Source organism: Pseudoxanthomonas sp. CCNWLY206-1 (assembly GCF_039710385.1).
Taxonomy (GTDB): Bacteria; Pseudomonadota; Gammaproteobacteria; order Xanthomonadales; family Xanthomonadaceae; genus Pseudoxanthomonas_A.
The window spans coordinates 211,570-231,017 of the sequence record NZ_JBDKXI010000004.1 but is presented as its reverse complement, the minus strand read 5'-3'; the positions used below and the strand labels follow the sequence as shown (position 1 = coordinate 231,017).

The 19,448-nt window shown below is 62.2% G+C and carries 13 protein-coding genes and 2 pseudogenes; 7 read left to right on the top strand and 8 right to left on the bottom strand.

What is annotated here, in order from left to right:
- Positions 1-63: 63 nt before the first annotated feature.
- Complete coding sequence (locus AADW18_RS11395; RefSeq protein ID WP_337343503.1) at positions 64-1,443, bottom strand: outer membrane protein transport protein; 1,380 nt, start codon at positions 1,441-1,443, stop codon at positions 64-66.
- Positions 1,444-1,668: 225 nt separating this feature from the next.
- Here AADW18_RS11395 and AADW18_RS11390 point away from each other — a divergent pair, with 225 nt between their 5' ends.
- The 3 genes from AADW18_RS11390 to AADW18_RS11380 all read left to right on the top strand — a co-directional run bounded on the left by AADW18_RS11390 (position 1,669) and on the right by AADW18_RS11380 (position 3,566).
- Positions 1,669-2,361, top strand: a complete 693-nt coding sequence (locus AADW18_RS11390; protein ID WP_337343502.1) for a rhomboid family intramembrane serine protease — start codon at positions 1,669-1,671, stop codon at positions 2,359-2,361.
- Positions 2,362-2,515: 154 nt separating this feature from the next.
- Entirely contained in the window at positions 2,516-2,836 is a 321-nt protein-coding gene (locus tag AADW18_RS11385) for a DUF1820 family protein (RefSeq protein ID WP_337343501.1), read from the top strand.
- Positions 2,837-3,050: 214 nt separating this feature from the next.
- Entirely contained in the window at positions 3,051-3,566 is a 516-nt protein-coding gene (locus AADW18_RS11380; protein ID WP_337343500.1) for a CHRD domain-containing protein, read from the top strand.
- 275 nt (positions 3,567-3,841) lie between these two features.
- Here AADW18_RS11380 and AADW18_RS11375 read toward each other — a convergent pair.
- From AADW18_RS11375 to gpmI, 3 genes and pseudogenes are all read right to left on the bottom strand, one after another.
- A pseudogene (locus AADW18_RS11375) lies at positions 3,842-5,131 on the bottom strand (S41 family peptidase); the annotation flags it as partial.
- 121 nt (positions 5,132-5,252) lie between these two features.
- Entirely contained in the window at positions 5,253-6,482 is a 1,230-nt protein-coding gene (locus AADW18_RS11370) for a peptidoglycan DD-metalloendopeptidase family protein (RefSeq protein ID WP_337343665.1), read from the bottom strand.
- Positions 6,483-6,514: 32 nt separating this feature from the next.
- Positions 6,515-8,059, bottom strand: a complete 1,545-nt coding sequence (gpmI, locus tag AADW18_RS11365; protein WP_337343664.1) for a 2,3-bisphosphoglycerate-independent phosphoglycerate mutase — start codon at positions 8,057-8,059, stop codon at positions 6,515-6,517.
- A 225-nt stretch (positions 8,060-8,284) separates the two neighbouring features.
- Here gpmI and AADW18_RS11360 point away from each other — a divergent pair, with 225 nt between their 5' ends.
- The 3 genes from AADW18_RS11360 to AADW18_RS11350 all read left to right on the top strand — a co-directional run bounded on the left by AADW18_RS11360 (position 8,285) and on the right by AADW18_RS11350 (position 11,494).
- Positions 8,285-8,947, top strand: coding sequence for a hypothetical protein (locus AADW18_RS11360; protein WP_337343499.1), 663 nt, complete (start codon positions 8,285-8,287; stop codon positions 8,945-8,947).
- A gap of 237 nt (positions 8,948-9,184) precedes the next feature.
- Positions 9,185-10,894, top strand: coding sequence for a M28 family metallopeptidase (locus AADW18_RS11355; protein WP_337343498.1), 1,710 nt, complete (start codon positions 9,185-9,187; stop codon positions 10,892-10,894).
- A gap of 210 nt (positions 10,895-11,104) precedes the next feature.
- A complete protein-coding gene (locus tag AADW18_RS11350) occupies positions 11,105-11,494 on the top strand; it encodes an MAPEG family protein (RefSeq protein WP_337343497.1) in 390 nt (129 codons plus the stop codon).
- 63 nt (positions 11,495-11,557) lie between these two features.
- On the opposite strand, the pseudogene AADW18_RS11345 reads toward AADW18_RS11350, so the two are convergent.
- Positions 11,558-12,268, bottom strand: a pseudogene (locus AADW18_RS11345) (pseudouridine synthase); the annotation flags it as partial.
- Between the two features lie 427 nt (positions 12,269-12,695).
- Between AADW18_RS11345 and AADW18_RS11340 the strand changes: the two are divergent.
- On the top strand, positions 12,696-15,353 hold the full coding sequence (locus AADW18_RS11340) for a pitrilysin family protein (protein WP_337343496.1): 2,658 nt from the start codon (positions 12,696-12,698) through the stop codon (positions 15,351-15,353).
- A gap of 788 nt (positions 15,354-16,141) precedes the next feature.
- Here the strand turns inward: AADW18_RS11340 and AADW18_RS11335 are convergent.
- The 3 genes from AADW18_RS11335 to AADW18_RS11325 all read right to left on the bottom strand — a co-directional run bounded on the left by AADW18_RS11335 (position 16,142) and on the right by AADW18_RS11325 (position 19,380).
- Positions 16,142-16,873: an N-acetylmuramoyl-L-alanine amidase gene (locus tag AADW18_RS11335; protein WP_337343495.1), complete on the bottom strand. Its 732-nt coding sequence runs from the start codon at positions 16,871-16,873 to the stop codon at positions 16,142-16,144.
- 213 nt (positions 16,874-17,086) lie between these two features.
- On the bottom strand, positions 17,087-18,745 hold the full coding sequence (gene ubiB, locus AADW18_RS11330) for a ubiquinone biosynthesis regulatory protein kinase UbiB (RefSeq protein ID WP_337343494.1): 1,659 nt from the start codon (positions 18,743-18,745) through the stop codon (positions 17,087-17,089).
- Positions 18,742-19,380 carry an SCP2 sterol-binding domain-containing protein gene (locus AADW18_RS11325; protein WP_337343493.1) on the bottom strand — a complete coding sequence of 213 codons (639 nt, stop codon included), beginning with the start codon at positions 19,378-19,380 and terminating at the stop codon, positions 18,742-18,744. The genes ubiB and AADW18_RS11325 overlap by 4 nt, the downstream gene beginning before the upstream one ends.
- Between the last annotated feature and the right edge of the window lie 68 nt (positions 19,381-19,448).

Here is a 19,448-nt window from a genome sequence, read left to right as displayed (position 1 = left end):
TCCCGTTCCGCCATAAAAAACCCCGCCGAAGCGGGGTTTTTTTTGTTCGGATCGATGACCCGATCAGAACTTGAACTGCGCCGAGATACCGAACAGATCGGCGCCGCCGTCGTAAGTACCGACCAGGCGCGAGCCGCTGGACGACATCAGATCGATTTCCGGATCGTCAACCAGGTCCAGCTTGACGTAGCTGGCGTTGATTTCCATCTTCTCGCTCACGTGCCAGGTCGCGCCGATCGAGTACCAGTTGCGGTCCTGATCGGGCATGCGCGGCGTGCGGTGAGCGCGTGCAACCGGCGATTCGTCACGCGCGATACCCGCACGCAGGGTGAACTTGTCGTTGAGCTTGAACTCGCCACCCAGCGAATAGAACCAGCTGTCGTGCCAGTTGTAGTCTTCAGCCGCGTCGGCTTGCAACGGGTTATCGAACTCGATGCGGATTTCCTTCAGCGAATCCCAGCCGGTGTGAACGCCTTCGGCCATGATGGCCAGACGGTCCGTGGCCTGGTAAGTGGCGCTGAAAGTGTGCGTGGCGGGCAAGGTGAGGTTGGCGCCGCCGCCGTCGTTGGCGAGATAGACGTTCGGACCCAACACCGCGCGCACCGAACCCGGCACTTCGAAAGTGGCGTCGCCACGCAGTTCGTGGTCGACTTCCGAGCGGTAGGCGTAACCCAACGACAGCTTGTCGATCGGGCGCAGGTTCAAACCGGCGATCCAGCCGAAGCTGTTGTCGGTACCGGAAATGCTGGCCATGCCGTCGTTCTTCTGCGGACCGAACGGTGCAGCGACCGGATTCGGAGTGACGCAAAGCGCGACCGCTACGCGGCAGATGCCGGAACCGAAATCAACGGCGTTGGTCAGGGTGACATCGGCATGCTCATAGATCACGCCCAGGCCCACCGAGAAGCGGTCGGTGATTTCCAGCGAACCCGCCAACGTCAGGTCGATGATCTTCACGTCGGAGTTCACCGCGTGGTAGCGGCCGACCCAATCGCGGTCGTACTCGGTCTTCAAGCCGAACGGCGCGCTGATCATCGCGCCCAAGGTCAGGTATTCGAAGCCATCGCTCAACGGCAGGATGAAGGAAGCCGCTGGTACGGCGGCCAGGTCACCCGCTTCGCCACCGTTGCCGCCGGTCATCGGGCGCTGCAGCGGGGTGCCCGCCGCGGCGGTGCCGCTGCCATTGAACTTGAAGGACAGGTCGATGGCCGTGACGTCGGCCTGCACTGTCTTTTCGGTGAAGGTGGACATGACGGCCGGGTTGTTGGCGACAACCGAGGCATCGCCCATGGCCGATGCGGCGCCAGCCATGGCGCGGCCCTGGGCCTTGACGCTATTTTCCTTCAGCTGGAAAGCGGCGGCGTGGACTTGGCCGCAGGCCAGTGCGCCGGCAATGCCGAGCGCCAATGCCGAAATCTTGGTGAAGCTTTTTGCAAATTCCATGAACAGTTTCTCCGGAGACGGGGGACAAATCGCCTGCGTCGCGCTATGGCCGCAGGTGTTGTGTCCACCCGTTAGCCCGCCGGAAACCCCTCCCGACATACGACGCCGTATGCAGTATACCTACTAACCAAACGCTAACAATCGCGCTTCATCACGCAGCCCCTATTCATGAATATGAATACGAGAATGGGCATATGCGGGATTGACCCGGTACATTGCGTTGATATGTTCGTTTCCCTTCCGTCACGCAAGAAGCCGGCCGTTCGCTGGGCAACACCTGCTCTGTTTGCCACGCTGTGGATCGCTTTTCTCTGGGCAACCACTCGCTCGCACCAAACCCATGGCAGCTTGGTCACCCAATGGGGCGCTTTGTCCGGCGGCATGGCCTCTCCTGAAGCCTGGCTGGCGGCGCTTCGGGATGGCACCGCGCTACGGCTATTCACTGCCCTGTTTCTGCATGCCGACTGGGCGCATCTGTTGGGGAATCTGGTGTTCCTGCTGATCTTCGGCCTGCCCGCCGAACGCACCATGGGTCCATGGCGATTCCTGGTGCTTTTCCTGTTGGGTGGTGCGGTGGCGAATCTGGCCGCGGTGTTGACTATTGGCGCTCCCGACCGGGTGATCATCGGCGCCAGCGGCGCGGTGTCGGCGGTGATCGGCGCGTACTTGGCATTGTTTCCCACTGCCAAGCTGGGCGTGGTGTTGCCGCTTGGCCTGTTCCTGGAATTCGTGAAGGCACCCGCGTCGCTGTTGATCGGCATCTGGGCGCTGCTGCAGGTGCTGTTCGCCTATATCGGGCCGGCGTTCGGCGCGGTCGCCTGGTCGGCGCATATCGCTGGCTTTCTGTTCGGCGTGATATTCGCGCTGTTCGTTCGCGCCGCTATTGCGCGGCGCTTGCGCAAGCGGCAGGGGTATTGAGGGGAAGTCGCCCGCAATGCGGGCTGCGAAGAGAGAAGTCGACCGCTACGCGGCCTGTAAGTGGAAGACGTTTCTTTACCCTTTACAGGCGGGCATTGCCGCCGACTTATCAGCCCGCACAGCGGGCGACTTCCCACCCCCTATAATTCGCCCCATGAAAACCAAGCTCTACAAAATCACCTTCCTCAATCACAGCAAAGTCTATGAGCTGTATGCGCGGCAGGTCGCCGCCAGCGGCTTATGGGGATTTACCGAAGTCAGCGAACTGGTGTTCGACCTGCATGACGGGCTGGTGGTAGATCCTACGGAAGAGCGCCTGCGCGATGAGTTCGGCAGCACCAAGGTGTTGCACCTGCCGATGCAAAGCATCATTCGGATAGAAGAAGTCGAACGAAAAGGCCAGTCGGTGATTCGGGACGTCGCGACCGGGGAAAAAGTGGTCACGCCGTTTCCGCTGCCGGCCAAGCCCCGCTAGCGGATTCCTCTCGCACTGCTCTTGTAGGAGCGGCGTCTCGCCGCTCCTGCCAGTCGGTCTCTAACGGACAGCTCTCGACGCGGTTCCGTCGCCCGCCAAGCCTCGCCAGTGGATTCCTTTTGTCGGAAAGGCCCAAGGTTTCACGACAGCTGAACGGCACCGCGCGTAATCCACCAGCGAGGGGATCCGCTGCTGGAATACCGAGGAATCCGCCATGAAGTCGCTACTCGCTCATGCAACCTGGGCTTTGGTGCTGTGTTGTGTCCCCATATTGTCGCAAGCCCAGAACTTCGCTATTCCATTGAGAAGCTTCGAAGAAGTTCCTTCGATCTCGTCAGGTGCGAGCGGCATGTTCCTCGCGCGCATTGCCGACGGCACCATTGTCTATCGACTTAGCTATGACGGCTTGCAGGGTGAGGTCCGGCAGGCCCATATCCATGTCGGGCAGAAAGGCGTCAATGGCGGGGTCAGCGTATTCCTGTGCCAGACGGCAGCGAATCCCGATCCCACTGGCTTGGCACCCACATGCCCGCCATCTGGTGAAGTCACTGGCCTGTTGCTGCCGGCGAACATCGTTGGTCCCAGTGGGCAAGGCATCACGCCGGGCGAATTTGCCGAACTCGTTGCCGCAATCCGCAACGGCGTTGCCTACGTCAATGTGCATTCGTCGCTGTTTCCTGGCGGCGAGATCCGTGGCCAACTCGATCGCGGCATGCATTTCGGGCATTGAGTCTGCTTTCCGCTGAGCGAATGGCCTCGGCTGGCATGGCACCGGCGCAAAGCTGGTTATGCGGTTTTCCGTTGCCGGCGAAGCCTCGCTAATGATTCCCCATCGCACCGCTTTCGTGGGAGCGGCGTCCCGCCGCGAGCTCTTTCTGCCCGATCGCGACAAAAGCGAAGAGCTCGCGGCGGGACGCCGCTCCTACAAAGGGCCGCTCCTACCAAGGCATATCTCGTAGTCGCTCAGCGCGCCTGCTTGATCGGTGGGGCGCCTACGGTGACCTTCTTCTTCAATTCGGCCAACGCCGCTTCGATGGGTTTGTCTCCGTCCAGCACATCGCCTGCGGCATAACCTTCCGCCCCTTCATCGTCGCCGCGCAAGTGTCCCGGTAGAACCGCCTCGCTGTAATCAATGATCGTGGCAGGTTGATCGACGCCATCCGGATGCAGCACCACATCGGGGACGATGCCGCTGGCCTGGATCGACTTGCCGCTAGGGGTGTAATAGCGTGCCGTGGTCAGCTTGACCGAATCGCCGTTGTCCAGCGGCAGCACGGTCTGCACCGAACCTTTGCCGAAAGTACGGCTACCGACGACGCGTGCGCGCTGGTTGTCGCGCAGCGCGCCTGCCAGTACTTCGGCGGCACTGGCTGAGCCGGCATCCACCAATACCACCAGCGGCGCACCATTCAGGCGATCGCCCGGCGTCGCGTCGAACTTGGAATCACTGATCGAAATCCGGCCTCGCGTGCTGACAATGTTGCCCTTATCCAAGAGATCGTCGGCCACTTGTACTGCCGCCAGCAGCAAGCCGCCGGGATTGCTGCGCAAATCCAGAACCAAACCGCGCAACTTGCCATTGGCCTGAAGCTTATCCAGCTGCGCCTGGAAAGAAGCGGCGGTGTCGGTCTGGAAAGCACTGATGCGCACGTAGCCGTAACCCGGCTCCAGCATGCGGCTGCGCACGCTGGCCACGCGGATCGTTTCGCGGGTCAGGCTGACGTCGAACGGCTTGGGTTTGCCTTCGCGCAAAATGGAAAGCTTGATCTTGGAACCCGGCTCGCCGCGCAAAGGCGCCATGCCATCCTTGCTGCTGATCGGCTTGCCGTCGATGGCGATGATGACATCGCCCGCCTTGATTCCCGCCTTCGCGGCAGGCGTGTCGTCGATCGGCGATACCACCAGCAACGTATTGTCCGGCTGCTGCAGCAACTCAACGCCGATTCCGTCGTAGGCACCGTTGGACTGCTCATCGAAGGCGTCGGCATCTTCCTTGTCGAAGTAGGTGCTGTGCGGATCCAGGTCCAGCAGCAAACCGCGAATAGCCGAGTGCATCAGCTTCTTGTCTTCCACCGGCTCGACGTAGGCTTCCTTGACCGCATTGAATACCGCCACGTAGCGACGGATTTCCTCCAGCGGCACTTTGGTAGGCGCAGTCTCCGCCGCGTCGGGGTCATCGCTGGAAGCGACCGCCGGCTCTTCCTCAGCCTGTTGCGGCTGTGGCTGCGATTGCTGCGCGAACGCGGGTGCGCCGGTCAGGGCGATGAGCAAAGCCAAAATCAAACGCGAACGCATGCGATCACTCCGTGGGGAAATAGCCACTACATCGACTCCGCGGTAGACACGAAGTTTCGCTGGATTATGCGCGAAGGCAGCCAGCGCGGTTGTTCACCGCGGGTTATCCCGGCAAGCCCGTTCAGCGGCGTTGCAGCCATGAACCCGGGTCGACGGGTTGGCCATTGCGGCGCAACTCGAAATACAGCGCGGGACGCCCCTGCCCGCCGGAGCTGCCGACCTTGGACACCGGATCACCTCGCTTGACCCGGTCGCCGGTGTCGCGCAGCAAACTGTCGTTGTGCGCATACAAGCTCATGTACCCGTTGCCGTGATCGACGATCAGGATCAAACCGTAGCCTGTCATCCATTCCGAAAACACCACTGTGCCGTCGGCGACCGCGTTGACCGTGCTGCCGGCTGGCGCTCCGATCAGCACACCGGAACTGGTACGTCCGTCGGGCATCTTGCCACCGTAGCGCGCCAGCAGATCGCCGGCTACCGGCCAGCCCAGGCCACCGACCTTGAGTGGTGGCGCGGATGCTACCGCCGGTGGCGCGGAACTCCGGCCAGTGCGGGACGACGTAGATGAACCCACAGGCGCCTTCTCGCGCGCTTTCGCGGCGGCGGCACGTTTGGCCTCGGCGCGGCGTTCGGCTTCGGCGCGCTTGGCGGCGGCGCGCAGATTGGCCAGCAGGCTTTCCAGCGAACGCGCATCCTGTCCCAATGCTTTTTCGCGCTGACTACGGTCCTGATAACGCTGTTCCAGATCGGCGACCAGGCCCGCACGTTGCTTGCGGTCTTTTTCCAGTTTCGCCACTTGTGACCGCAATTGCCGGTGCGACTCATCCAGCTCGGCACGTCGCGCGGCGATATCGCGTTCCACCGCGTCCAGCGCTTCCAACTCGCCCGCCAAGGTGGATATCCGGGATGCACGGTCGCGTTGCACGTAGCGGTGATAAGCCAGTGCGCGATTCGCCTCGGCCACTCGATCTTGCGATAGCAGCACCTTCAGCGGCGCATCGCTGCCCAGCTGATAGGAAGCGCGCACCAACGCCGTCAGCTGTTGACGTTCTCCACCCAGGCGCTGCCGCATGTCGTCGCGCTTCTGTTGCAGTTGGGCCAAAGCGGCCTCTTCGCGACGCAACGCCATTTCGGTTTCGTTGAGTACCCGCGCGGATTTGCCTACCTGCTCATCCGCTTCGCGCAGCTTGCGCGACGCTTCCCCGCGTTCGCCTTCCAGCTTGCGGCGTTCCCGCGAAATGGATTTCAGTTCGCCGCGCACCCGCTCCAGTTTCTTCTCGGCTTCGCGCTGGTTCTGCGCGGATACTCCAGCCGGCGCCGAGAAAAAACCCAGCGCCAGCACCAGCATCAGCGTATTTGCACCGAGCGGAAATCCGCGCATCAGGCCTCGGCGAACAGGCTGCGACCGGTCATTTCCGCCGGTTGTGGCAGGCCCAGCAGATCGAGCAGGGTTGGTGCCACATCGCGCAATGCGCCACCTTCGCGCATCGCGGCCTGCCGTTGACCCACATAGACCAGCGGCACCGGGCCGACGGTATGCGCGGTATGCGGCTGTCCCGTGACCGGGTCCCGCATCATTTCCAGATTGCCGTGATCGGCGGTGATGACCAGCGCGCCATCGGCGGCACGCACCGCCGCATCGATCAGGCCCAGCGCCACGTCCACCGCCTGCGCGGCCAGGATGCCGGCCTGCAGGTCACCGCTATGGCCCACCATGTCGGGGTTGGCGATATTGCAGACGATCACGTCGAAACGTCCCGAACCGATGGCTTCGACCAGCTTGGCGGTCAGTTCGGGGCAACTCATTTCCGGCTGCAGATCATAGGTGGCCACCTTGGGGCTGGGCACCAGGATGCGCTCTTCGCCGGGGAAAGGATCTTCGCGCCCGCCGCTGAAGAAGAAAGTGACGTGCGCGTATTTTTCGGTTTCGGCGATGCGCAGCTGGGTCAGGCCGCGCTCGGCCAGCAATTCACCCAGCGTATGGCTCAGGTCATCGGGCCCGAAGGCGACCGAGGCCGGCAGCTTGGCGTCGTACTCGGTCAGGCAGACATAGCGGGAAAGCTGCGGCCGGCGGGCCTGGAAACCATCGAACGCCGGCGACACGAATGCCCCGGTGATCTGGCGCGCGCGGTCGGCACGGAAATTCATGAACACCACCGTGTCCCCATCGCGCATCGGCTGTGCGCCGGCGATCACGGTGGGCATCACGAACTCATCGTTCTCACCGCGCTCATAGGCGGCACGCAATGCGGACAAAGCGTCCGGCGCGGTGTACTCGCTGCTGGCTTCGACGATGGCATCCCAGGCCTTGCGCAGGCGGTCCCAGCGCTTGTCGCGATCCATCGCGTAGTAGCGGCCGTCGACGGTGGCGATATGCGCGTTGCCGGACGCTTCGCACAGCGCCTGCAGCGCGCGCAGGCTGGGCTCGGCCGATTTCGGCGGCATGTCGCGGCCATCCAGGAACGCATGTACCGCGACCCGCGGGACGCCACGGCGCTTGGCCAGTTCCAGCATCGCGAAAATGTGGTTTTCGTGGCTATGCACACCGCCCGGGGAGAGCAGGCCAAACAGATGCAGCGTGCGGCCTTCGCCCTTGGCGGCATCGCAAGCGGCCACCAGTTCGGCATTGTCGAAGAAGCTGCCGTCCTCGATGGCGGCATCGATCCGGGTCAGATCCTGATAGACGATCCGGCCGGCGCCCAGATTCATGTGCCCTACTTCCGAATTGCCCATCTGACCGTCCGGCAGGCCCACATGGCGGCCTTCGGTATGGATCAGCGTGTGCGGGCAAGTCGCCCACAGGCGCCGCCAATGCGGCAGCTCGGCTTGAGCCAGCGCATTGTCCTCCGGGTCGTCACGATGGCCCCAGCCATCCAGGATCAACAATACGACGGGCTTGGGACGCGCAGCGGACGGATCAGGCAGGGACACGGCAGATGGGGGCACGGCAGGCTTCCAGTGACTTCAGGCAGGTGACGATTGTAGCCAAGCATGGTGCTATGGCGGCGCAATGGCGGGCATTCGGCGTCCATGACTTGTGGCGACGAGTGAACCCGCGCGAATCCGCATTAAACCTTGCATCCGTTCTATGCATCCAATCCATTACCAGTTTCATCATCCAACACTCCACCACCCAGAGGACGACGACCCATGACACGCTACCGCACCGCCCTGCTGTTGAGCCTGGCGCTGGCCACGGGCCCCGCACTGGCGCAAGAAGGAATTTCCAAGGTCAACGGCAGCGTCACCGCCGAGGCCGGCCAGACCTACGGCGATCTCGAGACCGTCAACGGCAGCATCCGCGTGAACACCGGCGCCACGGCCGAAGAGGTCAGCACCGTGAACGGCGCGATTGAAGTAGACGATAAAGCGCGCCTTCAGTCGTTGGGAACGGTCAACGGCGGCATCAGGCTGGGCTCTGGCGTACAGGTCCAGGGCGGCATCGAAACCGTCAACGGCAGCGTGTTCGTCGACCGCGGCGGCGTCATCGGCAAAGGCGTGTCCACCGTCAACGGCGGCATCGGCCTGGTGGCCACGCAGCTCAGTGGCGATATCGAAACCGTTAACGGCGATATCACCGTCGGCGTCAATTCGCACGTCAAGGGCGGCATCAAGGTCGAAAAGAACAAGTCCATGTTCCCGGTCAAGCTGGGCCGCGACCCGCGCATCATCATCGGCCCGAAGGCCGTGGTCGAAGGCCCGCTGGTATTCGAACGGCCGGTGACGCTGTACGTGCATCGCACGGCAAAGACGGGCCCGATCACCGGCGCTACCGCCAAGATCTACGATACCGATACTGCTCCGACGGAGTAGTGGTGGCGTAGTGGTGGCGTAGTGGCGAAGAGCGAAGTCGCGCCGTTGGCGCTGTAAAGGGCAAACAAAAAACCGGCAAGTTAATTGCGATCTGACGGAAAGAGCTCGCGGCGGGACGCCGCTCCTACTTTGCAGGCGGTGCAGCCGCCGGCTTTTCCCTTCACAGCCTGCGATGCAGGCGACTTCGCCAGCAGCAAACCCGGCTAGAATCGGGATTCCCTTGATTGAGGAATCCCGATGTCCCGCAAGCTTCTATGGGCGTTCGCCGCCGCCGCCGCGTTGACCGCGTGCAAGCGCGAAGCCACCGAAACCCCGGCCGCCGCGCCAGAACCCGCCGCACCCGCGGCCGCCGAACACGCGTTCGCCGCAGAAATCAACGAAGCCGATTTTGCCGAGCGGGTGAAGACCCTGGCGTCGGATGAATTCGAAGGCCGCGCGCCGGGTTCCGTCGGCGAGGAAAAAACGGTCGCCTACCTGGAAGCGCAGATGAAGCTCATCGGTCTGCAGCCCGGCAACAACGGCAGCTATTTCCAGGACGTGCCGATGGTGGAAACCACCGCCGATTCGAACACCGTACTGAAGCTGGACGTCGCCGGCCAACCGCGCGAGCTGAAGTTCGGCACCGACTTCGTCATCGGTACCCGCACCGGCCAGCCGGAAGTGAAGGTGGAGAACAGCGACATGATCTTCGTCGGCTACGGCGTGGATGCGCCGGAGCAGAAGTGGAACGACTACGCTGGCCAGGACTGGAAAGGCAAGACGGTGGTGATGTTCGTCAACGACCCTGGCTTCCACAGTGGCGACGAAAAATTGTTCGACGGCAAGCGCATGACCTATTACGGCCGCTGGACCTATAAGTACGAAGAGGCTGCGCGCAAGGGCGCCGCCGCGGCGCTGATCGTCCACGACACCTCCGGTGCCAGTTACGGTTGGGACGTGGTGAAGAATTCCTGGTCAGGCGCGCAATACGACTTGCCCGCCAAGGACGATCCCGATCCACGCGTGCCGCTGCAAGGCTGGCTGAGTGCCGAGGCCGCCAAGCAGCTGTTCGCCGATGCCGGCATGGATCTGGATGCCGCCTACAAAGCCGCCAACCAGCGCGGCTTCAAGCCGGTGCCGCTGAAGAGCAAATTGTCGGTGGATCTGAAGAGCACCATCACCGAGAAGGCTTCGCGCAACGTCGTGGGCGTATTGCCCGGCAGCACTCGCCCGGATGAAGCGGTGGTCTACATGGCCCACTGGGATCACTTGGGCAAGCACGAAGGCGAGCAAGGCGACAACATCTACAACGGTGCCATCGACAACGCCACCGGCGTGGCGGGCATCCTGGAGATCGCCGAATCTTTCGCTCAGCAGGAACCCAAGCCAGAGCGTTCAGTGGTCTTCATCGCGGTGACGCTGGAAGAATCCGGCCTGCTGGGTTCCAAGTACTACGTCGCCCATCCGACCTTCCCGCTGGAAAAGATCGCCGGCGTGATCAACATCGACGCCATGTCGGTCGCCGGCAAAGCCAAGGATATGACCGTCACCGGTTACGGCAGCTCGGAGCTCGAAGACATACTGAAGCCCATCGCTGCGGCCCAGGGCCGAACCCTGCACGGTGAATCCTCGGTGCAGAGCGGCTTCTATTTCCGTTCGGATCATTTCAATTTCGCCAAGGCCGGCGTGCCCGCGCTGTATGCCGACGGTGGCGAAGACCTGGTGGATGGCGGCACGGAAGGCGGCAAGAAAGCCGCGGACGATTACGCCAAGCACTATCACGGGCCCAGCGATCAGTACTACCCGGAAACCTGGAAACTGGATGGCACCATGCTGGACCTGCAAGCGCTTTACGGCGTGGGCAAGGAACTGGCCGGCAGCGACAAATGGCCGAACTGGTACCAGGGCAATCCGTTCAAAGCGGCACGCGATACGATGATGCAGGCCAAGCCGGCGGCGGCCAAATAAGCCGCCCGAGATAAAAAAACGGCGCCGCAAGGCGCCGTTTTCATTTTGCTCGCCATGTAGGAGCGGCGTCCCGCCGCGAGCTCTTCCTGTCAGACCGCATAGAAGCAGAGAGCTCGCGGCGGGACGCCGCTCCTACATGGCTGGGCGCCTGCCATGCCCCAATCCCATCCTTTCGGCTAGGCTACGCCGCAACTTCCACGGAAATAACCCATGTCCATCGCCTACTGGTGCATCCTAATCGCCGCGCTTCTGCCCTACATCTGGGTCACCATCGCCAAGCAATCCGGCGAACGCTACAACAACCGCGACCCTCGCGGCTGGCAAGCCAAGCAGACCGATCCTCGCTCGCACCGCGCTCATGCCGCGCACCTCAATGGCTTCGAATCCTTCCCGGCATTTGTCGCCGGCGTGCTGATGGCACAGCTGGCGGACGTACCCGGCGGCACCATCAATGCACTTGCCGTCGTCTTTGTCGTGGCCCGTGTATTCCATGGCATTTTCTATATCGGCAACCAGCAAGCGTTGCGCAGCCTGGTCTGGTTCGTCGGTTTCCTAAGTGCGCTGGCACTGATAGTGATGGCGGCGTTGAAAGTCGCTTGAACCCGTTCGTGTAGGAGCGACGTAAGTCGCGATGAAGCGTTACCGGTAAGGCTTCATCGCGACTTACGTCGCTCCTACACGTTGAGTGTCGGCAAAGGATTTACCGAAGGACTCATCCCAGCCAAATAGTTCGAACGTCTTCCTAAGCTCCGCATCCAACGGCGCGGTCACGTCGATGCGATCACCCGTGACCGGATGCGGAAACGCCAACCGCACTGCATGCAGCAGCATCCGGTGTATACCCAGCATTCGGAAATGGCGGTTGTGCCGTCCATCGCCATGGCTGGTGTCGCCAATCATGTGATGCGAGACATGCTTCAGATGGCGGCGGATCTGCCGGAAACGTCCGGTGTCCGGTCGGCAGCGCAACAGCGCATAGCGCGAAGTCTCAAAACCCACCGAAGGCAGTTCCAGCTCGCCTGTCGCCAACCGCTGGAAGCGCGTCAGCGCCGGCTTCTTTTCAGGTTTGCCGGGCCCGCCATCCAGAGGATGATCGACAACGAAGCTCTCTTCTGGCCAACCGCGGCATACGGCCAGGTAGTCCTTTTCCACTTCACCCGACATCAACACGCGGCCGAGGGCGCTGGCCGCTTCGCGGTCGAACGCCAGCAGCAGGCAACCACTGGTGGCGCGGTCCAGACGATGGATCAGGAAGATCGGCTTCCCGAACTGCTCGCGCAATCGGTCGGCAGCGAAGTCCGTCTCGCCACGCGCAAGCTTGCTGTCATGAACCATCAGCCCCGCGGGCTTGTCGACGACCGCGATCCGATCATCCACATACCGCACATCAATACCCGTGGCCGCCGTTTCACTCATGCAGAAATCCTTTCTAGAAATTTGAGACACTCCATGTGCTGGCGTCGATCGATGCCAGCACCGCAATTTTGGAGATGCCATGAGAACTTGTTCACGATCTTGCTGCGCTCGACAGGTGGCCCGCGTGCGGTGCTCGCAATGCTCACGTATCGCACATACGCTGCGCTTGTGCTTGCATCCCCTTGGGCGGCTCCGCTCCGCCACGAGCCGCCTGCCTTCGCTAGCGACAGACCGTGAACGGGTTCCAAGGTCGTTACTCATCATTTTCGCACTAAGTCTGTCACTCGCGCTCGGACTCGGTTTCACACCCGCTTCATCGGCGCGGACCGCGACACCGAAGGGCGTCACCACTGGCCCCAGCATAGAAGGCATCAGCGAGTACAGCTTGCCCAACGGGCTCAAGGTGCTGCTGTTTCCCGATGACACCAAACCCACCGTTACCGTCAACCTGGTGTACGCGGTTGGGTCCGTGCATGAAAACTATGGCGAAACCGGAATGGCGCACCTGTTGGAGCACCTGGTGTTCAAAGGCACGCCGACGCAGAGCGACATCAGCGGCGAGATGAAGAAACGCGGCATCGATTTCAACGCCACCACCTCGCTGGACCGTACCAACTACTTCTCTTCTTTTCCTGCCAACGACGACACGTTGGCTTGGGTCTTGGGCATGGAAGCCGATCGCATGGTCAATTCCAACATCGCCAAGAAGGACCTGGACAGCGAAATGACCGTGGTGCGCAATGAGCTGGAGAGTGGCGAGAACAACCCGGGCGGCGTGTTGTTCCAGCGCATCCGTTCCACCGCATTCCTTTGGCACAACTACGGCAATTCCACCATTGGTGCGCGGTCGGACGTGGAAGGCGTGCCGATCGACCGACTGCAGGCGTTCTACCGCCAGTGGTACCAGCCGGACAACGCCACCTTGATCATCGCAGGCCGCATCGATCCGGCACGTACGTTGGCGATGATCAACACGAGCTTCGGCAAGCTCAGGAAACCCACGCGTGCGCTGCCGCGCTTCTACACTGCCGAACCCGCGCAGGATGGCGAACGCGAGGTTACCGTGCGCCGCGTCGGCGATCTGCGCCTGGTAGCGGCCGCGTACCACATCCCCGCGTTGGCGCACCCGGACAGTGCGCCTTTGAGCGTGCTTGCAGACATCCTTGGCCATACGCCCGGCGGCCGCTTGCACAAGGCATTGGTGGAAACCAAGATCGCGGCAGGCGCCGGCGCAGGCAGCGAGTCCATGCGCGACCCAGGCCTGCTCAGCGTGATCGCGGTCATGCCCAAGGACGGTGATGCGAAGAAAGCGGAAGCGACACTGCTTGAACAAGTGGAGAAGCTGCAGCAACACGCCATCACTCCGCAGGAAGTCGAAGAAGCCAAGCAGCGCATCGCCAATGCGTACGATCTCTACTTCACCGACGTCAACGCGGTGGGCATGGGATTGTCGGAGTACCTGGCCGCCGGTGACTGGCGATTGTTGTTCATCAGCCGCGATGCCGTCGAAAAGGTCACCGCCGAGGACGTCAATCGCGTCGCCGCCACCTATCTCAAATCCAGCAACCGCACACTGGGACGGTTCATCCCGACCGATGCGCCTGATCGAGTGGTCGTTCCGGCAGCATTGGATCCCGCTGCGGTGGTGGCGGGCTACACCGGCCGCGCCGCAGTGTCGGCGGGCGAGAACTTCGACCCTTCACCCCAGAATATTCAGGCCAGGACACAGAGCTTCGTCTTGGGGAACGGATTGAAGGTATCGCTGCTGCCCAAGAAAACCCGCGGCGGCACGGTGGTGGTGAGCGCAGAATTTCGCTTCGGTGACGAAAAAGCTTTGACCGGCCGCGACAAGGCGGCTTCCATGGTGGGCGCCATGCTGATGCGTGGCAGCAGAAACCTGTCGCGCCAACAGATCGATCAGCGCTTCGAAGCGTTGAAGACCCAGGCCAACGTCAGTGGCGGCCTGCAAAGTGCTGGAATTTCTCTGAACAGCCGTAAAGAGCATCTGAGCGAAGCGTTATCGCTGGCGGCCGACGTACTGCGCCATCCCGCTTTTCCAGAAAGCGAATTCGAACAGTTGCGCCTGCAAGCCATTACCGGACTGGAAGCCTCACGCCAGGAGCCCGGCAGCGTCGCCGGCCGCGCACTGGCGCAATATTTCGATCCCTGGCCCGCGGGCCATCCCTTGCATGTACCGAGCCTGGAAGAATCGCTGGCCGAAGTGAAGGGATTGAAGTTGGACGACCTGCGCGCATTCCATCGCGACTTCTACGGCACCGGGGACGGCGAAATCGCCATCGTCGGCGACTTCGATCCGGTGGCCGTCAAGCAACAATTGGAAAGCCTGTTCGCCGGCTGGCAATCGCCGCATGCCTATGCACCGATCGATACGCGCTTTACCGCCGTAGCCGCCAAGCGCGAACGCTTCGCCACACCGGACAAGCCAAACGCGGTGTTACTGGCACGACACAACGTGCCGCTGAGGGTGATCGATGCCGACTATCCGGCCCTGGCCGTGGCCAACCGAATCTTCGGTGGCGGTGCGCTCAAATCGCGGCTGGGAGACCGTATTCGCCAGAAGGAAGGCCTGAGCTACGGCATTGCCAGCGGGGTCCGTGCCGACGACAGCCGCGGGGGCGAGGACAACGCCGGCCACTTCACCATCCAGGCCATCGCCGCGCCACAGAATATGGACAAGGTGGAGGCCGCTGCTAGAGAAGAATTGACCAAATTGATAACCGACGGCATCACCGCGGACGAGTTGCGCGATGCGGTCTCCGGCATCCTGACCGAACGCCAACAAGGCCGTGCGGAAGACAGCAGCGTGGCCGATATGCTGGCCGATCAGCTGTACTACGGGCGCACCATGCAGTTCACCGCGGAGTTGGATGCCAAGTACAAGGCGCTCACGCTGGAACAAGTGAATGCCGCCATCCGGAAACACCTGAAGCCCGATCAATTGAGCGTATTCGTGGCCGGAGACTTCGCCAATGCCGAGAGCGGGGCCAGCAAGCCAGCTGCCGCACAATCCGCTGGCAAATAGGCCGCGGCGCTTCTCGTAGGTCCGGCTTGTTTGAAAGTTCCGCTCTACGAGAAACGAATCACCGGCGCTCATCCGTAGAGCCGAGCTTGCTCGGCTGCTCTTCGATCGGCCTGCATAACGTCCAAAGCAGCGGAGCAAGCTCCGCTCTACGAGAAACGAATCGCCGGCACTCATCCGTAGAGCCGAGCTTGCTCGGCTGCTCTTCGATCGGCGTGCATAACGTCCAACAGCAGCGGAGCAAGCTCCGCTCTACGAGAAGCGGATCACCGGCACTCATCCGTAGAGCCGAGCTTGCTCGGCTGTTCTTCGATTGGCGTGCGTAACGTCCAAAAGCAGCGGAGCAAGCTCCGCTCTACGAGAGCGAATCACCGGCGCTCATCCGTAGAGCCGAGCTTGCTCGGCTGCTCTTCGATCGGCGCGCATAACGGCTAGAAGCAGCGGAGCAAGCTCCGCTCTACGAGAGCGGATCACCGGCGCTCATCCGTAGAGCCGAGCTTGCTCGGCTGCTCTTCGATTGGCGCGCATAACGTCCAAAAAGCAGCGGAGCAAGCTCCGCTCTACGAGAAGCGGATCAACGGCACTCATCCGTAGAGCCGAGCTTGCTCGGCTGCTCTTCGACCGGCGTGCATAACCTCCAAAGCAGCGGAGCAAGCTCCGCTCTACGAGAGCGGATCACCGGCACTTATCCGTAGAGCCGAGCTTGCTCGGCTGCTCTTCGATTCGTGTGCATAACGTCCAGAAGCAGCGGAGCCCCCCCAAGAGGATGTAACAAGCTCCGCTCTACGTGATCATTTCCGCGTCAACGCGTGAAGTATTCGCAGGTCTTCCTCATCCAGAACGTCGCTTTCCATTCCACGGAAACGGCGGTGGAAGGCACGGACCGTGGCAGTACGGTCATCCACCGGGTAGCCCACTAGACGCAGCGCTAGCCAGGGGTCGAAACCGGGCGGCGCCGGCGGCGCATCCTCTGCAGGCCAAAGTCCGAATCCCGCTTCCGCCAAGCGCCTCCACGGGAACAACGGTCCCGGATCTTTCTTGCGTGTAGGCGCGAAATCGGAGTGCGCCACGATCTGCGTGCGTGGGATTCTCAATCGCGTGCACAGGTCGTCCAGCAGCATCAGCAAACTATCGATCTGTTCGACCGGGAATGCGGCCGTGCCATCGTTGTCCAGTTCGATGCCGATCGATACCGAGTTGATGTCGGAGATGGTGCCCCAGTATCCCGCACCCGCATGCCAGGCTCGCTGGTCATCGGCCACCAACTGATAGCGATGCCCATCGCGGCCGATCAGATAATGCGCACTGACCGGGCCGCCACTATTGCGCGAGCGCAAGGTGTCCAGGCTGCGCTGCACGGACTCTTGTTCGGTGGCGTGGATGACGATCAGGATCGGACGGCGCGGCTCATGGTTGCCAGAGGGAACCCAGGTGGCCAGCGGGTTGCGTTCGGGCGCGTGGACACAGGCGGTGAGCAGTGTCAGCAGCAAGATGCATAAGAGCTTCTGGGAACCTGCCCGCATGGTGATTCATCCATATGATTTCTGTAGGAGCACCGTCTCGGCGCGAGCTCTTTGCCTTTATCGCGAAAGAGCTCGCGGCGGGGACGCCGCTCCTACAAACGCAACCCTATGTAGAAACGATCTCCCGCCGCGAGCTCTTTCCCTCATATCTCGATAGAAGCGAAGAGCTCGCGCCGAGACGGCGCTCCTACCGGTTTCTAGCAAACAACCCCGCTACCTTCGTGGCCACGCCGCCAGTAGCGCCCAAAGGCCGCCAATACCGGCGATCCATGCCGCGGCGGGCACGGAAAACACCCGTGGTCCACCGGCTTCCATGCCGTACAGCACCACTGCCACGATCAACAAGCCGACACCCAGGATGGCGGCAACCACGCGGCGTTGCATGCCTTTCATTATCTGCGCCAGCTCGGCCAGATCCTTCGAGCGCATTGCCAACTCGTGCTTGCCTTGCACTTGCTGGGTCAGCCAGGCGTGTACCAGGCGCGGCATATCCGGCGCATGGGTCATGATTTCCGGCAGTCGCTTTCGCAGTTCTTGAGCCGCCCGTTGCGGGCTGTAGCGCTCCACCAGGATGCGTTCCAGCACAGGCCTGGCCACCGCCCAGATGTCCAGTTGCGGGTCCAGTTGGCGCCCAACGCCTTCGATATTGAGCAGCGTCTTTTGCAGCAGGATCAACTGGGGCTGCAAGGTCAGCTCATATTTCTGCGCGGTACGGAAAAGCTTCAGCAGCACTTCCGCCAGCGATATCTCCGACAGAGGCCGGGTGAAATAAGGTTCGCAAACGGAACGCGCGGCAGCTTCCAGTTCATCAATGCGTACGTAAGCCGGCATCCAGCCTGCTTCCACGTGTAGCTCGGCAATGCGCCGATAGTCCTTGTTGAAGATGGCCATGAAGTTCTCGGCCAGGTAGTACTGATCTTCCGACGACAACTGACCGGTGATACCGAAGTCCAGCGCGATGAAGCGCGGATTGGATTTGCGCGCCGGGTCGCTGTCCACCCAGATATTGCCGGCGTGCGCATCGGCGTGAAAGAAATTGTCGCGGAACACCTGGGTGTAGAACACGCGCACACCCTTGGCGGCCAGTGCCGTGCGATCGATGCCGGCGGCGTCCAGCGCAGCGATGTCGTCAGATGGAATGCCGTGCACCCGCTCGATGGTCAATGCGCGTTCGGCGCTATGCGACCAGATGATCTCCGGCACATACAGATCGGGCGAATCCTTCCAGAAGCGCCGCATGACGCTGGCGTTGGCACCTTCGCGCTGCAGATCGAGCTCCGCCGCCAAGGTCGATTCGATCTCGGCCACGATTTCGCGCGGGCGTATCTTGTCCGCGCTGGGGTGCGCACGATCGACCAGTACCGCCACCGATTTGAGCAGCGAGATATCCGCCGCGATCTGCTTTTCGATATCCGGGCGCAGCACCTTGACCACGACCTCGCGTCCGCCCGGCAGGATCGCGCCATGCACTTGCGCGATGGAGGCCGAGGCCAGAGGCGTGGTATCGAACGCTTCGAACGCCTCGCTGACCGGGCGTGCCAGCGCCTGCTCGACGATACAGCGCGCGGTTTCACCGTCGAAGGGTTTGACCCGGTCCTGCAGCAGCGAAAGTTCCATCGCTACGTCCGGAGGAATCAGATCGCGGCGGGTCGAAAGGATCTGGCCGAACTTGACGAAGATCGGTCCCAGGTCCTGCAACGCCAGGCGCAACCGCGCGCCACGGGGCTGCGCGGCGATTTCAGCCGACGCGCGCGGCACGAATGGCCGCCCGAGTTTCAGCCAACGCTCGGCCGGCGTGTCATCCAACAGGTCATCCAGGCGGTATCTCAACAGGACCAGGCCAATCCGGCCGGCACGCAGTACCGCCTTCATGCGGCACCCTTCAACGCGGCGAGGCGCTGGATGCGCGCCGCGAGACGCTCGACGTCATCGCGTACCGCATCGACATCATCGTGGAAAGCATCGAGTTCGGCGGAAGCCACCACATCGCGCGATTCCTCGGTGACATATTCGGCGGCGCTTTCGGCCAGATTGTCGGCAGCCGTCTTTGCCTGCCGCAGCGCGCTCCGCACCGCATTGGCTATCTGTACGCCAAGAATGTCGCCAAACACCGCCGCGAATGGCTGCTGCCAATCGGGATCGAAGCGTTCGGCCAGTGTCTGTAACCGGCGTGCCAGTTCCGCATCACCGGATACCCTCACGCGTCCGATCGGCGCGCCATGTTCCTTGCGGAGGAACGGCAACTGCGCGAACAGCCCGCCCAGTGTGCTGCGTACCGCCAAGTCAGGCTCCTCGGCCGCGCTGACGGGGCCGACCCGCAGCTGCGCCGATTCGACGCTGATCTCCATCGCCAAAGCGGGCGCTTCCAGCGCCAATGCGATGCGCTTGCCCTCCAGCGGTCGCAAGGCCGCTTGGGTATCAGGATCCAGCGACAGCGCGCGGTTCAATGCCGCCTGCAGCGCACGGCCGGCCAGCGGTTTGAGGGCATCGAAAGGGGAAGGGCTCATAAGCCCCGCATTCTACAAGGCAACGGGCATCATCTTGGGCGGGCCGGGCCTCGTTATATCCTGGTGCG

Bases quoted from the DNA above. Each gene is read 5' to 3' on its own strand.
- AADW18_RS11385 (WP_337343501.1), top strand. From the start codon at position 2,516: ATGAAAACCAAGCTCTACAAAATCACCTTCCTCAATCACAGCAAAGTC.
- AADW18_RS11325 (WP_337343493.1), bottom strand. From the start codon at position 19,380: ATGAGCCCTTCCCCTTTCGATGCCCTCAAACCGCTGGCCGGCCGTGCG.
- AADW18_RS11335 (WP_337343495.1), bottom strand. From the start codon at position 16,873: ATGCGGGCAGGTTCCCAGAAGCTCTTATGCATCTTGCTGCTGACACTG.
- AADW18_RS11350 (WP_337343497.1), top strand. From the start codon at position 11,105: ATGTCCATCGCCTACTGGTGCATCCTAATCGCCGCGCTTCTGCCCTAC.
- AADW18_RS11370 (WP_337343665.1), bottom strand. From the start codon at position 6,482: ATGCTGGTGCTGGCGCTGGGTTTTTTCTCGGCGCCGGCTGGAGTATCC.
- ubiB (WP_337343494.1), bottom strand. From the start codon at position 18,745: ATGAAGGCGGTACTGCGTGCCGGCCGGATTGGCCTGGTCCTGTTGAGA.
- AADW18_RS11360 (WP_337343499.1), top strand. From the start codon at position 8,285: ATGACACGCTACCGCACCGCCCTGCTGTTGAGCCTGGCGCTGGCCACG.
- AADW18_RS11395 (WP_337343503.1), bottom strand. From the start codon at position 1,443: ATGGAATTTGCAAAAAGCTTCACCAAGATTTCGGCATTGGCGCTCGGC.
- AADW18_RS11380 (WP_337343500.1), top strand. From the start codon at position 3,051: ATGAAGTCGCTACTCGCTCATGCAACCTGGGCTTTGGTGCTGTGTTGT.
- AADW18_RS11390 (WP_337343502.1), top strand. From the start codon at position 1,669: ATGTTCGTTTCCCTTCCGTCACGCAAGAAGCCGGCCGTTCGCTGGGCA.
- AADW18_RS11355 (WP_337343498.1), top strand. From the start codon at position 9,185: ATGTCCCGCAAGCTTCTATGGGCGTTCGCCGCCGCCGCCGCGTTGACC.